We start from the raw sequence: 17033 nt of genomic DNA, 5'->3' as shown, positions 1-17033 counted from the left end.
CTTACAAGAAGAGAGTGAACATAGTGGACAACATTAAATATCCAATTGGTCATTTTGAAGTAACTGAAGAAATTTCAAAAAATGAACTCAATCAGTGGATTGATGAAATAACAGTATTTCCTACACTTCTAAATGAAGTTGTCGGGAACTTAAATGAGGAAGAGCAAAAATTAACTTATCGCGAAGGTGCGTGGACGATTAAACAATTAGTTCACCACATAGCAGATGGTCAAATTAATTATTACACGAGAATTAAATTAGCTTTAACGGAGGATATTCCAATCATTAAACCTTTCGAGGAAAATGAGTGGGCTCATTGGTGGATTCAGAGGTTCCATTATCTGCATCTATTAAAATAATAGAAGGAATTCATGAGCGTTTTTCGTATTTACTAAAAAATCTAACGGAAGAGCAACTTAACAAAATTTTTTCTCATCCAGTAACAGGGAAACAAACCATTCCTACAACAATTGGTTTTTGTGCTTGGCATATTCGTCACCATCTAGCACATATAAAAATCGCATTGGAAAATAAATAAGCTTTAGAATTTCAGTTGTTAAACTTACAAATGAATATAAGAACCATTTAGTTGTTCGTTAGTGAACGTGTATTTCTGCGGGAGTAGCACCAGCCTTCGTCTGTAACGGAAAACAACTTATAGGAAAGGCAATTATGATGTAAAAAATCATGATTGCCTTTTATTTATGTATGGGAAATTTTTCACGAAACATACTATTCCTGATTTGTTCTAACAACATGAAAGTAGGTGATACTATGTCACCGTTCTTTAGAAAAAGAACGAAATCAGAACAACCCAAGCAAACGATTCCCAAAAGTGAAATTATGATTGAAAACGAAGATAAAAGAATTTCATCAAACTTAAAAAGTAATATAGAGTATTTTTACAAAATTTTTAAAAATGATATGGATTTTCTTCTACGAGAGTTTAATGTTGGGGGGAAATCAGCTGCACTTCTTTGTCTGGCTTCTCTAGTAGAAAGGGAAGAAGTTGAAAGAGATATTATTCAACCACTTCAAAACTCAAATATAGGACTAACGAATGCTGATTTAATACCTGCAATATTAGAAAAAGAAATAATCTATCATGCCGATGTCGAAAAAGAAACCAATGTATCAACTTTAATTCAATCAATCACAATTGGAAAAGTTATTGTACTAATAGAAGGTGTTGAACAAGCAATTCTTTTTGATGCAATTAAACAAGAGAAAAGAGCGATTGACCAACCAGAAACAGAGCGAGTTGTTCGGGGTCCGAAAGATGGATTTATAGAGCAGATTTCTACAAATGTTGCTTTGTTAAGATATCGTTTGCCGGTTCCTGAATTTCGTATAGAAGAAACAGAAGTGGGAGCAAGAACAAGGACAAAAGTGGCAGTTTGTTACTTAGAAGATATTGCAAATGAAAAGTTAATAGAAGAAATAAAAAAGAGAATTGATGCTATTCAAATTGACGGTGTTTTGGATGCAGGGTATATCGAACAGTTTGTTCAAGATAATCCGTGGTCGCCATTTCCACAAATACTAAATACAGAACGTCCAGATAAAGTGGTCGGGAACCTTTTAGAAGGTCGTGTGGCAATATTAGTAGAAGGTAGCCCCTTTGCATTAATAGCACCTGCAACATTTAACCAATTTTATCAAACGAGTGAGGATTATTATGATCGATGGTTAATCACTTCTGCTATTCGAGCAATTCGGATATTAGCACTCTTTTTCTCACTTACTTTTTCTTCTTTTTATGTAACGGTTTTATCTTTCCATCCAGAGCTAATTCCTTCTGGATTTGTCGTTGCAGCATCGAGCGGTAGGCATGGTGTACCATTTCCAGTTTTTGTGGAGGTATTATTAATGGAAATTGCGATGGAGATTTTACGTGAAGCAACGATTCGTATGCCGCAACAAGTTGGTGGAGCACTCTCTATCGTTGGGGTTTTAGTTGTAGGGCAAGCTGCGGTTCAAGCTGGTTTTGTTAGTCCAATTACGGTAGTAATTATCGCGTTATCCACAATTGGTTCATTTGCGACTCCTTCTTACAATGTCGCTACTGCGTTTCGTATGTTACGTTTTCCTTTAATCATTTTAGCGGGGACATTTGGCTTATTAGGATTAGCTGTAGGTATTATTTTGATACTTAACCATATGATTAGTTTGCGTTCACTAGGTGTGCCATATATGATACCTTTTTCGCCAGGAAACTTATCGACAGCAAAAGATTCAATCGTGAGAGCACCGTTAAATTGGTTGAAAGAACGTCCAAAAGAAATAAATCCAAAAAATAAAAAACGAGTTGGAGGACGAGTAAAGGATAAAGCATCACATAATTTCTTAAAAGATGATGGAGGTAAAAAAGATGAAGCATAGTGATTCCATTACCTCTGTACAATTTGCAATTATTATCGCAGGCACGATCTTAGGGGTTTCGATGTTAGCATTACCAAGATTTGTAGTTGAAAAAGCTGGTAATGCGGCTCCATTAGCAAGTCTTGTAGGTATTCTAATCACTCTTATTGGTTTGATAGGGCTTCTTTATTTAGGGAGACGATTTCCAAATCACACTTTTGTTGGGTACAGTAAGGTGTTAATAGGGAAAGTGTTTGGGACTTTTATTATGGTAGTGTTTTTAATTGCTGCACTAATTTTAATAGGACTAGAAACAAGGCAATTTGCAGAAGTTCTAGTCGGGGGATTGCTACCGGATACTCCAATTCATTTTTCTATCTTTGCAATGTTATTTCTATGCGCAATTATAAATTTTGGTAATGTATCGTCCTTTGCATATATTCACTTATTTTATTTCCCTATGATTGTTAGTCCGTTGTTATCGGTGCTTTTACCTTCATTTAAAGATATCGAGTACTATCATTTATTACCAATAACAGGTAATGAGGTAACGTTATCACAATTTATGTCAGGAGCGGTCGTAATAATGGCAGCTGTGTCAAATTATTACATCCTATCCATGGTGATTCCGTACTTAAAAAATCCTAAAAAATGTGTTTCTGCTGGTATTTGGGGATTTCTACTGAGCATTTTTTTTGTTTTGTTGTTAGTCATAGTCTCTCTAGGTATTTTTGGTGAAATAAAAATACAAGAAATGCTTTGGTCAACACTTATCTTAGCGAGAATGGTAGAGGTGCCAGGGGAGATTCTTGCGCGTATTGATGCAATTTTTATTATTTCGTGGATCTTCGCTGTTTTTACAACGCTTCTTTCCTATTATTTTATCGTTGTACGTGGAGTAGCAGAAATCTTAAATACAACTAAGTATCGCTTCATTTCTTTTGTAACATTAATGATCTCCTTTTTTATCGCTTTATTTCCTAAAGATATTTACGATGTTTATACGTTTCTGAGTTACTTCTGGACAGGCAGTGTAATGTTTTATTTTGTGTATGTATTTTTCTTATTAGCAATTGCGAAATTCAGACGCATGAAGGGAAGTATTTGAAAAGTGAATAAAACGAAAAAGTTTATTTTTCTCCTCATGGCTTCTCTTTTTTTATCCGGTTGTTGGGATCGTTATGACCTTGAAGAACGGGCGAATATTCTAGGGCTAGCAATAGATGTTATTGATGAAGAAGCTGAAGGTTTTACTATTCCTGAAATTACCTATCGAGACCAAGATACACATGCTGGTGAACAGAAAAGTATTTATAAGATAACTGCTCAATTGGCTGTTCCAGGAAAAATAAAGCTAGGTCCAGAAGGCGGAGGAGAAAGTACTTCTGATGAAACGTCATGGGTAGTACAAACAACTGGCTTTTCAATGAAAGATGGAATGGCAAATTTACAGCAACAACTTGCTGAAAAATTATATTTAGGTCATCTTCAAATTACCATCGTAAATGAAGATGTTGCCAAAAAAGGAATAGATGATATTAATGATTTTTTAAAACGTGAATATGAAGTAAGAAGAACATCGTGGATGGTTGTGTCAACGGGTAAAGCGGAAGATGTGTTAAGAGCGGCTCCACCAATTGAAACCGTCCCCGCATTATATTTATCAGACACATTAGAGAATGCCATGCGTTTTGGGAAATTACCTAGGGAGTATTTGGGTAAGTTTTGGATAGACGAAGCTGACGTTGGGGTGGATGGTGCACTCCCCTATGTAAGGTTGATTGAACAAGAACGAATATTAGTAGATGGTCTAGCTTATTTTAAAGATGATAAGATGGTTGGAACAATGTCTCCTTTCGAAATAGGGGTTTATTTAGGAATGAAGGGAGAGAATCGTGGTGGTTATGGTTTAGCAGTTTCTTCTGATGACGGTGGAATGTATATTCTTGAATCTTACAAGCGAGATTCGGATATCGATATAAAAATTGAAGAAAATGTACCAAGTATAAAAATAAATGTAAAGATCGATTCAAATATAGCAGAAAGATCCAATGTGAAAAATATAACGAATAATAGGGTAGAAGAAATAGAAGAACTTGCATCGAATATCGCCACTAAAAAATACAATCAGGTTATTAAAAAGTGGCAAGAAAATGAATCAGATGTTCTTGGGATTGGTGCAAGAGTCCGTGCAAAGTTTCCAAAATATTGGAGTGAAGAGGTCAAGACGATAGATAGATGGTACGAGATTTATAAACAACTAAACATGGAAGTAAAGGTTCGATGTGAAATTATTCGGACGGGTATGGAATATAGATAAGAAGAGATTTTTTAGGACCTATTATTTAATAGAAGGAAAACTGGAATGAGTTTTCTCTCGATTTTTTTTCGTTACGCGATATACTAAGGTATATACCAATTTAAGGATGTGATAAGAATGACAAGACGTTTGTCGCCTTATGCAACAACTCATGCAAAGCCAGTGAATAATATGGCGATACTTTGCGTGAGGTAATATAGCTTCATCGCCTTACATCGTCATGTTATTCATAACGCTTTGCCCTTTAACTTTTAAAACACAAAAGTAAAAGGAGAATGACAATGCGTTACGTGAATGCACATGAGGTGTTACCAAAAGAACTTTTAGAACAAATTCAACAATATGTTCAAGGGGATTTAATTTACATCCCTAAACCAGAAAAGAAGCGAATCCAGTGGGGCTCGTTAACTGGTGAAAGGCAAAGATTGCAAGAAAGAAACGCACATATCAAGCAGCTTTACCAACAAGGAGAGTCCCTTCAAACATTAGCTGAAAACTATCACTTATCTGTAGAAACGATTAAAAAGATAGTTTACAAAAAATGCGTTTAACATATGCTCGTCTCATGTAAAATGAGGCGATTTTTTTATTGGATTTTATATAGTAGCGAGAAGTTGAGTTGCTATTCGTATGACAGAGCACTTTGTGATAGGAATGAAGGATAAAACGATGAGGAAAGCGGCAAGTAGTGACTTTCATAAAAACGGTAGAAGAAATATACAAGTTCACCATTTCATTTTCGGTTAGTTGTATTAAAATCCAAATACTTAACCTAACTATATCAAAACTAACTTTAGGTATAGTTTAATTTAAAAAAATGTATCCAATTGCGATTATCCCTTGTTTTCTATACTCTAGAGCAGAAGGAGTTGTTTTTTATGGAATTTTTGTCTACAGTGCAATATCAAATCGTGAAAAAACAAGCAAAAAAAATATTTAATGCCCATACATCATCGAAAGATCCAAACGTTATCCAAGCTGTTCAAGGTCTTGCTCAAGAAGAAATTAATAGTCAGTTAACTTTTGCAGATATTGAACAGCAATTAATTTTACAACCCATGTTTGAGTTAAAAACAAAAGAACAGATGGAACATTTTTTTAACGACATAAAAGTTTACGTTAAACCTTTTGAACGACCGACAGACAGCGAAATAAAAAAGCTATTTCCGAAAGATAAGAAATTAAAACTGCCTAAGTTTGAGAATATCGATTGGAAAGAAATCACTTATTTAAGCTGGTTCGATTCGGGTACAAATCGAAAATATATCGTATATCGTGAAGAAGGAGTTTTAAAAGGTGTGCGTGGCGTTTATAGTACTTCGGAGAAAATGGGTATTTGTAGCGTGTGCAACAGACATTCTAAAGTCGGTATGTTAATGGTATCTAAATCGGGTACGACTCTAGGAACTTATACGAAACGTGGAAATTATATTTGTGAAGATAGTTCGACTTGTAACGAAGCATTAACAGAAATTGAGAAGTTTTATGAATTTGTAGGAAACTTAAAATGATCAGGGAATCGTTTCCCTGATCATAATTAATTGTTAGTGAAATAATCGTAAGTATTTTTTGCTAATAATGAGATTGTCACAACAATGAATAGTACTCTAACATAGTTCGTTCCTCGTTTGATTGCAAACTTAGAACCAACAATTGCCCCAATAATTTGTGCTACTCCCATCGTAAATCCGTAAATAAAATTGATTTGTCCTAACATAAGGAACATGACAAGAGCCCCAATATTGCTGGCGAAGTTTAAAAATTTTGCGTTTCCAGCAGCTTTTAAAAAGTCAAAACCAATCAGCAAAAAGGAAAAAATCAAAAACGATCCTGTTCCGGGACCTAAGAATCCGTCATAAAATCCAATAGCAGAAACTAAGAAAATAAAACCTATATATTTTTTCTTTGTTAACTTTTTATAGGTTGAAATATTGCCCCAATCTTTCTTGAAAATTGTATAGACTGCAACAAGAGCAAGCATGATGAGCATTAATGGTTTTAATAAAGTAGGGTCCATTAAATGCACAATCCACGCCCCAATCATAGAAGCGATAAAAACAATAGGAAATAGTTTTGCAATCGGTTTTAAATCTATCTTCCCCGATTTATAAAAAGTGATGGTACTTGTTAAAGAACCCATTGAGCCAGCAAGTTTATTTGTTGCGACTGCTGCAGAAGGACTTAAACCCGTAAATAGTAATGCTGGTAAAGCGATTAACCCGCCCCCTCCAACAACGGAATCTATAAATGCTGCTAAAAATCCAAAAAGAAATAATATGAGAATGATTGATAAATCTAAATCAAGTGGCATTTATTATGACCCTCTTTCTAGGATGAACAGACAAATCTTATCGAAAAAGTGGGATAAAGTAAATAAGTTTCTAAATCAATTAGAGGGTGTAATATTTTTGTAATAAAAGATAAAAAAATTTATTATTCAAATTTTAAGTAACATTTATTCCCATAAATGAGATTAAAAATCAATAATACTTTTATACTAATTTATACAATTTTCTGATAATTTATGAGATATTGATATAATAATAACTACTTAAAATATAGTATTTAATCGCTTTAGTATATTAGCAATTTAAATCGATAGTTAGATAAAATGCTACTATATCAAGGAATTATATTAATATAGAGAATACTAAAAATTTTCGTAGAAAAGTAAATTTTTAGTTTATTTGTGAAATTTTTTTTGCTATGATGATGTTGTTAATCCTATTTTCAGAAAATAGGGAAACAAAGAAAGAGGGGGAAAAACATGAAGAAAAAGAACTGGCTTTTAATGCTAATGTTACTAACTTTAACTCTAGTATTAGCAGCTTGTAGCGGCGACAAAGAAGAGCCTGCTAAAGAAGACTCAAAAGATGGAAATGAATCTACAGAAACATCTTCAGGTCCAAAAGAACTAAATTTAGTTGTAACTTCAGAGCCACCATCAATGCACCCACAACTTGCAACAGACAGTACTTCAAACGGTGTATTAAAAAATATCTTTGAAGGATTAACAACTTATAAAAACGGTGAAGTTACTAACGCTGCTGCTGAAGATGTAAAAATCAGCGATGACCAACTGACTTATACATTCACTTTACGTGATGCTAAATGGTCAAATGGTGATACTGTAACAGCAGAAGACTTCAAATATGCATGGATTTTTGCATTAACTCCAGAAAATGCATCTGAATATGCATCAATTCTTTACCCAATTAAAGGCGCACAAGCTTTCAATGAAGGTAAAGGTTCTGCAGAAGATGTAGGAATTAAAGTAGTAGACGAAAAAACTTTAGAAGTTACTTTAGAAAACCCAACTCCATACTTCTTAGAATTAACAGCATTTAAAACATACTATCCAATTCACAAAGCAACAGCAGAAGCAAACGAAAACTGGTTTGCTGAAGCAGGTGAAACATATGTTTCAAACGGACCATTCGTTTTATCTGAATGGCAACATGGCGGTTCAATGACTTTAGAGAAAAATGCTAACTACTGGGATGCTGAAAATGTTGCTTTAGATAAAGTAAACATTGGTATGGTTGAATCTGAAACAACTGCTGCAACTATGTTTGATGCAGGTGAAATTGATTTCTTAGGTACACCATTCCAAACTGTAGCATTAGATTCTATTGAGCGCTACCAACAAGAAGGCGTTTTAAGCATTAAAGACTATGCAGCAATTTACATGTACAAGTTCAATACAACAGATAAAGTTATGTCTAATGCTAACATTCGTAAAGCATTAACACTTGCAATTGACCGTCAAGGCTTAATTGACAACGTAACAAAAGGTGAACAATCACCTGCATTAGGTATGGTTCCAACTGCGGTTTCTGGTTTTGAAGAAGACCGTGGCTACTTCAAAGATAATGACATCGAAGAAGCGAAAAAAGCTTTAGAAGCTGGATTAAAAGAACTTGGTCTTTCTGATCCAAAAGAATTAAATATCAAATTATCATTCAATACATCTGAAGCTCACTCAGCTATCGCTCAATTTATCCAAGAGGGCTGGCGCACAAACTTAGGTATCGAAGTAACACTTGATAACTCAGAATGGCAAGTATACCTTGATAAACTAAGTACATTAGATTACCAAATCGGTCGTTTAGGTTGGATTGCAGACTACAACGATGCTTACACATTCTTAGAAATGTATGCAACTGCTGATAACGGTAACAACGATACAGGTTGGGAAAACCCAGAATACAAATCTCTTATTGAGCAATCAAATAAGGAAACAGACCCTGCTAAACGTTTAGATTTATTAAAACAAGCAGAGGCAATTTTAATGACAGAATTTCCTGTAGCACCTATCTATTACTATACAAACCTATCTGTTAAGAAAGATTACGTTGAAGGTATGGAACAAGATATCCTTGGTCATATCTACTTAAAATATGTAGACATTAAAAAGTAATCTATTAACTAAAAAAAGGTTATGATCTTAAGGCTGCATATATCGAGTAAATCGATCTATCGCAGCCTTTTTTACGATTAATATTAATAGAAAGAGGAGGGGTCTAAAGTATGCTTAAGTATATTTTTAAAAGATTAGTTTATATTCTCATTGCTCTCTATATTATTGTCACTGCTACATTCTTTTTAATGAAGTTAGCACCTGGTAGTCCCTTTGCAAGTGAACGTGCTTTTCCACCGCAAATAGAAGAACAATTGAATGCGAAATATGGATTGGATAATCCGTGGTATATCCAATATAAGGATTATTTAATTGACACAATCAGCTTTGATTTTGGTGAGTCCATGAAATACAAAGGACGTTCAACAAATGATATTATTTCAGAAAGTTTCCCAATTTCCTTAAGTTTAGGTATTGAAGCCATGATTTTATCTATTGGAATGGGTATTTTATTGGGTGTAATTGCGGCACTTTACCATAATCGTGCTATAGATTATATTTCATCTACTATTGCAGTACTAGGGATATCGGTACCTTCATTTATTTTAGCAGGACTGATGCAATACTTTTTAGCCTTTAAATTAGGTTTATTCCCGGTTAGTGGATGGAAAGGCTTTATTTATAGTATTCTACCTGCTTTTGCAATCGCTATCACACATGCAGGGTTTATTGCAAAATTAACAAGAGCAAGTATGTTAGAGCAAAAGAATAGTGATTATGTCAAGATGGCAAGGGCGAAAGGACTTGGTAAGTGGACAGTAGTATTCCGACATACATTGCGAAATGCATTATTACCGGTTGTTACATATTTAGGACCACTATCAGCTGGAGTTGTAACAGGAAGTTTCATCATCGAGCAAATCTTTGCAATTCCTGGTTTAGGTAAGCATTTCGTTACTAGTATCACTAACCGTGATTACACTGTTATTATGGGAACTACAGTCTTTTATTCAATTATTCTTTTATTTGCAGTACTAATCGTAGATATTTTATATAGTGTCATTGATCCACGTATTAAATTGAAAGGAGCGAAAAAATGATGGTAACAAAACAACATGATAAGATTTCACCTGAAATGTTTGAAATTGTAGGAACTCGCACCGAAGAAAATGAAAAACTTGCTGCTAAATCTGTATCGTTTTGGAAAGAAGTGTTTCTACGATTCCGACAAAATAAACTTGCGATAGTTGGAATAGTCATTTTAGCAATCATTGCGTTAATGGCCATCTTTGTTCCTTTCTTATCACCTTACAGTTATCGAGAACAGTTAGGGATATATAATGCACCACCTTCTGCTAGTCACTGGTTTGGTACAGATGATCTAGGACGTGACATTTTTGTGCGTGTATGGGTAGGGGCGCGTATTTCTTTATTTATTGGTATAACAGCTGCCGTTATTGATTTAATCATCGGTGTTCTTTGGGGAAGTATCTCAGGTCTTGCGGGTGGACGTGTAGATAACATTATGATGCGTATCGCGGATGTTCTTTCTGCAGTACCGTATTTACTTGTTGTTATTATTCTACTTGTAGTATTAGAGCCAGGTTTATTACCAATGATTATTGCTTTATCTATTACAGGATGGATTAATATGGCTCGAATTGTTCGTGGGGAAGTTTTATCGATTAAAAACCAAGAGTATGTATTAGCTGCTAGAACTCTTGGTGCAAATACATGGCATTTAATTAAAAAGCATCTTATTCCAAATGCATTGGGTGCAATTTTAGTAACGATGACATTAACGATTCCTTCAGCGATTTTCACAGAGTCGTTTTTAAGTTACTTAGGTTTAGGGGTACCACAACCTACAGCAAGTTGGGGAACAATGGCTTCTGAAGGGAACAAAGCCTTAACGTCAGCACCTTGGCGTTTATTATTCCCAGCATTGTTTATTTCACTAACGATATTCGCATTTAATGCGGTTGGTGATGGCTTACGAGATGCACTTGATCCGAAATTACGTAAATAAAAGAGGTGAATAAAATGCGTAAAAAATTGCTAGAAGTAAAAGATTTGAAGATAAACTTTAAAACATATGCAGGCATTGTACAAGCTGTTCGTGGAGTGAACTTTGATTTATATGAAGGCGAAACCTTAGCAATTGTAGGGGAGTCTGGTTCAGGAAAAAGTGTTACGAGTAATGCGATTATGAAACTGATACCACAGCCACCTGGTATTTATGCGGAGGGTCAAATTTTATTTGATGGAAAAGATTTAGTTCCATTAAGTGAAAAGGAAATGTCAAAAGTACGTGGTAACGACATCTCAATGATATTCCAGGACCCAATGACTGCATTAAATCCAACAATGCGCGTAGGGAAGCAAATAACGGAAGTAATTTTAAAACATACAAAAGTATCAAAAGAAGAAGCAAAAGCGAGAGCAATAAAATTATTAGAACTTGTTGGTATTCCAATGCCAGAAAAACGTTTCCGTCAATATCCACATGAATTTAGTGGTGGGATGCGTCAACGTGTAGTAATTGCCATTGCATTAGCAGCAGATCCAAAGCTATTAATTGCGGATGAACCAACTACTGCGCTAGACGTAACAATTCAAGCGCAGATCTTAGAATTAATGAAGGATATTCAAAAGAAACGAAATACATCGATTATCTTCATTACGCATGATTTAGGTGTTGTAGCAAATGTAGCTGATCGCGTAGCGGTTATGTATGCGGGTCAAATTGTAGAGTATGGTACAGTGAATGATATTTTCTATAATCCAAAACATCCATATACATGGGGACTACTTGGTTCCATGCCAGATTTAAAAAATAATGTAAAAGAAGCATTAAGAACTATCCCTGGTTCACCACCGGATTTAACTCAACCACCAAAAGGGGATGCCTTTGCTCCAAGAAATGAATTTGCTTTAGCTATTGATTACGAAATGGAACCACCAATGTTTCAAGTGTCAGAAACACACTTTGCAAAAACATGGTTACTACATCCAGATGCCCCGAAAGTGGAAGTGCCTGAATCAATTTCACGTAGAATTGAAGGTTATTTGAAGGAGGCACAAAGAAATGGCTAAAAAATTACTTGAAGTAAAGAACTTAAAACAATACTTTGGTACTTCTAATAATCCAATCAAGGCAGTTGATGGAATAAGTTTTGATGTTTATGAGGGTGAAACGCTAGGTTTAGTAGGTGAATCTGGTTGTGGAAAATCTACAACAGGTAGATCAATTATCCGTCTATACGACATAACAGATGGTGAAATCCTGTTTAAAGGGAAAAATATTCATGCATCTAAATCTCGCAAAGAAATAAAAGAGTTTAACCGTGAAATGCAAATGATTTTCCAAGATCCATATGCATCATTAAACCCACGTATGACAGCAGGAGAAATTATCGCAGAAGGTTTTGATATTCACGGTCTTTATAAAAATAAAAAAGAAAGACAAGAACGAATTGCGGAATTATTAGAAGCGGTTGGTTTAAACCGTGAACATGCAAACCGTTATGCCCATGAGTTTTCTGGTGGTCAACGTCAACGTATTGGAATTGCGCGAGCATTAAGTTTAGAACCTAGCTTCATTATTGCGGATGAACCGATTTCTGCTTTAGACGTATCGATTCAAGCTCAAGTTGTTAATCTTTTGAAGAAATTACAAAAGGAAAGAAATTTAACTTATTTATTCATTGCCCACGATTTATCGATGGTGAAATATATTAGTGATCGTATCGCGGTAATGTATCGAGGAAAAGTTGTGGAATTAGGTACATCCGATGAAATTTATAACGAACCAATTCATCCATATACAAAATCGCTTTTATCAGCGGTTCCATTACCAGATCCTCTTACGGAGAAAGTGCGTCAACGAATTCCGTATTCTCATGAAGAATCGGATCAAACAGCGAAATTACATGAAGTAAGACCGGGTCATTTTGTATATGGTACTGAAGAACAAATTAAAAAGTGGAATAAATAATGCTTAAAATCATTTTAAACTGCACCTCAATTGTTAGGCTACTAACATGGGAGGTGCAGTTTTTTTACGGAGCGATTTTATACCTCATATTTCTGAATAATAAGAAAATTGTTAATTATTTTTTAAGTATAATTATTAGTGTTGAAATAGTATAATAATTTACATAAAATGTATTTTAGATGTAATTTATTTACAAGTAAAAACCCTATAATATTCGGAAAATATTAATATATCAGAAAAATTTCTTTTTTGTTTATTTATTGCAAACTTTTTGTTAATATAATAAATGTTAATTGTCCACTTTTCTGAAAGTTGATTTTTGCCAAGAAAAGTTTTCTGAAAAATGGGAAATATATATTAACGAAAAATTTAGGGGGAATTTTTATGAAGAAAAAGAACATTCTCCTTCTTACTCTGTTACTTGCTTTATCAGTAGTGTTAACTGCATGTAACTTTGGAGGGAAAGAAGAAGATAAGAGTGCTTCAGAGGATAAAGGTGGAGAAGGCTCAAAAGAAATTAACTTAGTTATTGCTTCTGAACCACCATCACTTCATCCTGGATTAGCTACTGATAGTACATCAGGCGTTATTTTACAAAACGTATTTGAAGGTTTAACAACTGTAAAAGACGGTGAAGTTGTAAACGCCGCTGCAGAAGATGTAAAAATTAGTGATGATCAATTAACTTATACATTCACTTTACGTGATGCTAAATGGTCAAATGGTGATTCTGTAACCGCTTCCGATTTTGAATATGCATGGAAATGGGCATTAAACCCTGCTAATGCATCAGAGTATGCTTCTATTCTTTATCCAATTAAAGGCGCTCAAGCTTATAATTTAGGTGAAGGATCAGAAGAGGATTTAGGTATTAAAGTTGTTGACGAAAAAACTTTAGAAGTTACATTGGAAAATCCAACTCCATACTTCTTAGAATTAACATCATTTAAAACATACTTCCCAATTCACAAAGCAACTGCAGAAGCAAATGATACTTGGTATGCAGAAGTTGGTGAAACTTATGTAACAAATGGTCCTTTCAAATTAACTGAATGGCAACATGGTGGTTCAGTTACTTTAGAGAAAAACGAAAATTATTGGGATGCTGAAAATGTTGCTCTAAACAAAGTAAATATCTCAATGGTTGAGTCTGAAACAACAACTGTTACAATGTTTGACGCTGGAGAAATTGATTTCTTAGGAGCTCCATTCGGAACAGTTGCACTTGATGCAATCGATCGTTATAACGAAGAAGGTATTTTGAATATCGAACCTTATTCTGCAATTTACTGGTACAAGTTCAACACAACTGGTAAATACACTTCAAATGTTAACATCCGTAAAGCGTTAACTCTAGCAGTGGACCGTCAAGGCTTAATTGACAACATTACTAAAGGTGAACAAACACCAGCTCTAGGTATGGTTCCTACTGGGGTTGCAGGATTTGAAGATTCAGAAGGATACTTCAAAGATAATGATATTGAAGGAGCAAAAGCTGCTCTTGAAGCTGGTATGAAAGAGCTTGGTATTACTGACCCAAGCCAAATTGAAATTGGTATTTCTATTAACACTAGTGAAGCTCACTCAGCTATCGCTCAACATATCCAAGAAAGCTGGGTTAAAAACTTAGGTATCAACGTTAAAATTGATAACTCAGAATGGCAAGTTTACTTAGATAAATTAACTGCTTTAGACTTTGATACAGCTCGTATGGGATGGATTGCTGACTACAACGATGCATATTCATTCTTAGAACAATTTGATTCTGCAGAAAACGGTAACAATGATACAGGTTGGGAAAATGCTGATTACGCTGCATTATTACAACAATCTGCAAAAGAAACTGATCCTGCAAAACGTATTGAACTGTTAAAACAAGCAGAAGCAATTGCTATGACAGAATTCCCTGTCGCACCAATTTACTACTACACAAACCTTTCAGTTAAGAAAGATTATGTAGAAAACATGGCGCCAGACCAACTTGGTAACATTTACTTAAAATATGTTGATATTAATAAATAATAATTAACAGCTCTGTAATGGTACAAAAGCTGCTTCGATCGAGTTAACTCGATTTAGAGCAGCTTTTTGTACTTATTAATTTTTTTATAATAAGGAGGGGACGATTTTGCTAAAGTATATTTTTAAAAGATTAGTATACATTTTGATTGCTCTGTACATTATCGTATCTGCAACATTTTTCTTAATTCAAATGGCACCTGGTAGTCCCTTTGCAAGTGAACGTGATTTTCCACCGCAAATAGAAGCGCAATTAAATGCTAAATATGGATTAGATAATCCTTGGTACGTTCAATACAAGGATTATTTAATCGATACTGTGACATTAGATTTTGGAGAATCAATGAAATATAAAGGGCGTTCAACAAATGATATTATTGCTGAAAGTTTCCCTATTTCTTTAACTTTAGGGATTGAAGCAATGTTAATTTCAGTAGGTTTAGGAATATTAATGGGAGTTATTTCTGCACTATACCATAATCGCTTACCAGACTATTTGTCGTCTACAATAGCAGTATTAGGTATTTCTATTCCTTCGTTTATTTTAGCAGGTTTAATGCAGTATTTCTTAGCGTTTAAACTAGATTTATTCCCTGTAAGTGGATGGAAAGGTTTTATCTATAGTATATTACCTGCCACTGCAATCGCTATCACACACGCAGGATTCATTGCTAAGTTAACTCGTTCAAGCATGTTAGAACAAAGTAGCAGTGATTATGTCAAAATGGCTAGAGCAAAAGGACTTGGTAAATGGACTACAGTATTTAAACATACATTACGAAATGCATTACTTCCGGTTGTTACATACTTAGGCCCATTAACAGCTGGGGTAGTAACAGGTAGTTTCATTATTGAACAAATTTTTGCCATCCCAGGATTAGGAAAACACTTCGTAACAAGTATCACAAACCGTGATTATACAGTAATCATGGGTACAACTGTTTTCTATTCAATTATCCTTTTATTTGCAGTATTAATTGTAGATATTTTATACAGTGTAATTGACCCTAGAATTAAATTGAAAGGAGCGAAAAAATAATGACACAACAACATCAACAATTTGATAAGCTTTCACCTGACATGTTTAAAGTTGTCGGTGGTCGTACAAATGAAAATGAAAAATTGGCTGATAAATCAGTGTCGTTTTGGAAAGAAGTTATGATTCGCTTCTCTCAAAATAAATTGGCGATTTTCGGTATTGTTATTCTAGCTATTGTTGTATTAATGGCGATTTTTGTACCAATATTTTCACCATATAGTTACCGTGAGCAATTAGGGATATATAATGCACCCCCTTCTGCAGCCCATTGGTTTGGGACAGATGATCTAGGACGTGACATTTTTGTTCGTGTATGGGTTGGGGCACGTATTTCGTTATTTATCGGGATTACTGCAGCCATTATTGACCTAATCATCGGTGTATTATGGGGTAGTATTTCAGGTTTAGCTGGTGGACGCGTTGATAACATTATGATGCGTATTGCCGATATCTTATCAGCTGTTCCATATCTATTAGTAGTTATTATTTTACTAGTTGTACTAGAACCAGGTTTAATCCCAATGATTATCGCTTTATCGATTACAGGTTGGGTTAACATGGCACGTATTGTTCGTGGACAAGTACTATCGATTAAAAGTCAAGAATTCGTATTAGCTGCAAGAACATTAGGAGCAGGTACAGGACATTTAATTATGCGTCACTTAGTTCCAAATGCTTTAGGAGCAATTTTAGTAACAATGACATTAACAATTCCTTCTGCGATTTTCACAGAGTCATTCTTAAGTTATTTAGGGCTAGGAGTACCACAACCAACAGCAAGCTGGGGAACAATGGCTTCTGAAGGGAATAAAGCTTTAACTTCTGCACCATGGCGTTTATTCTTCCCGGCATTATTTATTTCGCTAACAATTTTCGCGTTCAATGCGGTTGGTGATGGTTTACGAGATGCATTAGACCCTAAATTACGTAAATAGAA

General features: G+C 34.7%; 16 protein-coding genes. 15 read left to right on the top strand and 1 reads right to left on the bottom strand.

Going from position 1 to position 17033, the window contains the following annotated elements; genetic code table 11:
- The first annotated feature begins 23 nt into the window (after positions 1-23).
- From NKR20_RS17000 to NKR20_RS16970, 7 genes are all read left to right on the top strand, one after another.
- Positions 24-359, top strand: a complete 336-nt coding sequence (locus tag NKR20_RS17000) for a DinB family protein (RefSeq protein WP_121213056.1) — start codon at positions 24-26, stop codon at positions 357-359.
- A complete protein-coding gene (locus tag NKR20_RS16995; RefSeq protein ID WP_170148366.1) occupies positions 320-538 on the top strand; it encodes a DinB family protein in 219 nt (72 codons plus the stop codon). Before NKR20_RS17000 ends, NKR20_RS16995 begins: the two co-directional genes overlap by 40 nt.
- Before the next feature lie 218 nt (positions 539-756).
- Positions 757-2382 (top strand): spore germination protein, encoded by a 1626-nt coding sequence (locus NKR20_RS16990; protein ID WP_253427787.1) that lies wholly within the window; start codon positions 757-759, stop codon positions 2380-2382.
- Positions 2372-3469 (top strand): GerAB/ArcD/ProY family transporter, encoded by a 1098-nt coding sequence (locus NKR20_RS16985; protein ID WP_170148367.1) that lies wholly within the window; start codon positions 2372-2374, stop codon positions 3467-3469. The genes NKR20_RS16990 and NKR20_RS16985 overlap by 11 nt, the downstream gene beginning before the upstream one ends.
- A gap of 3 nt (positions 3470-3472) precedes the next feature.
- Positions 3473-4681: a Ger(x)C family spore germination protein gene (locus NKR20_RS16980; RefSeq protein WP_366519760.1), complete on the top strand. Its 1209-nt coding sequence runs from the start codon at positions 3473-3475 to the stop codon at positions 4679-4681.
- Positions 4682-4962: 281 nt separating this feature from the next.
- Positions 4963-5232, top strand: coding sequence for a CD3324 family protein (locus NKR20_RS16975; protein ID WP_121213060.1), 270 nt, complete (start codon positions 4963-4965; stop codon positions 5230-5232).
- A gap of 327 nt (positions 5233-5559) precedes the next feature.
- A complete protein-coding gene (locus tag NKR20_RS16970) occupies positions 5560-6192 on the top strand; it encodes a FusB/FusC family EF-G-binding protein (RefSeq protein ID WP_253427783.1) in 633 nt (210 codons plus the stop codon).
- Positions 6193-6218: 26 nt separating this feature from the next.
- Here NKR20_RS16970 and NKR20_RS16965 read toward each other — a convergent pair whose 3' ends face one another.
- Positions 6219-6992, bottom strand: a complete 774-nt coding sequence (locus NKR20_RS16965; protein ID WP_253427781.1) for a TSUP family transporter — start codon at positions 6990-6992, stop codon at positions 6219-6221.
- A 456-nt stretch (positions 6993-7448) separates the two neighbouring features.
- Here NKR20_RS16965 and NKR20_RS16960 point away from each other — a divergent pair, with 456 nt between their 5' ends.
- The 8 genes from NKR20_RS16960 (at position 7449) to NKR20_RS16925 (ending at position 17031) form a co-directional block, all read left to right on the top strand.
- Complete coding sequence (locus NKR20_RS16960) at positions 7449-9101, top strand: peptide ABC transporter substrate-binding protein (protein WP_253427779.1); 1653 nt, start codon at positions 7449-7451, stop codon at positions 9099-9101.
- A gap of 110 nt (positions 9102-9211) precedes the next feature.
- The gene (locus NKR20_RS16955) at positions 9212-10141 is read left to right on the top strand and encodes an ABC transporter permease (RefSeq protein WP_121213064.1); all 930 of its coding nucleotides are present in this window, start codon (positions 9212-9214) and stop codon (positions 10139-10141) included.
- The gene (locus NKR20_RS16950) at positions 10138-11070 is read left to right on the top strand and encodes an ABC transporter permease (RefSeq protein WP_281272144.1); all 933 of its coding nucleotides are present in this window, start codon (positions 10138-10140) and stop codon (positions 11068-11070) included. Before NKR20_RS16955 ends, NKR20_RS16950 begins: the two co-directional genes overlap by 4 nt.
- Positions 11071-11084: 14 nt before the next feature.
- A complete protein-coding gene (locus NKR20_RS16945) occupies positions 11085-12137 on the top strand; it encodes an ABC transporter ATP-binding protein (RefSeq protein WP_253427777.1) in 1053 nt (350 codons plus the stop codon).
- On the top strand, positions 12130-13038 hold the full coding sequence (locus NKR20_RS16940; RefSeq protein WP_253427774.1) for an ABC transporter ATP-binding protein: 909 nt from the start codon (positions 12130-12132) through the stop codon (positions 13036-13038). The genes NKR20_RS16945 and NKR20_RS16940 overlap by 8 nt, the downstream gene beginning before the upstream one ends.
- A gap of 384 nt (positions 13039-13422) precedes the next feature.
- Positions 13423-15060: a peptide ABC transporter substrate-binding protein gene (locus NKR20_RS16935; RefSeq protein WP_253427765.1), complete on the top strand. Its 1638-nt coding sequence runs from the start codon at positions 13423-13425 to the stop codon at positions 15058-15060.
- Positions 15061-15166: 106 nt separating this feature from the next.
- A complete protein-coding gene (locus NKR20_RS16930) occupies positions 15167-16096 on the top strand; it encodes an ABC transporter permease (RefSeq protein WP_121213068.1) in 930 nt (309 codons plus the stop codon).
- Positions 16096-17031: an ABC transporter permease gene (locus NKR20_RS16925; protein WP_121213069.1), complete on the top strand. Its 936-nt coding sequence runs from the start codon at positions 16096-16098 to the stop codon at positions 17029-17031. The genes NKR20_RS16930 and NKR20_RS16925 overlap by 1 nt, the downstream gene beginning before the upstream one ends.
- Positions 17032-17033: the final 2 nt, after the last annotated feature.

The organism is Ureibacillus endophyticus, from assembly GCF_024159215.1.
Classification (GTDB): domain Bacteria; phylum Bacillota; class Bacilli; order Bacillales_A; family Planococcaceae; genus Ureibacillus; species Ureibacillus endophyticus.
Note: the sequence above shows the minus strand (reverse complement) of the source record. Positions and strands in the feature narration are given on the sequence as shown.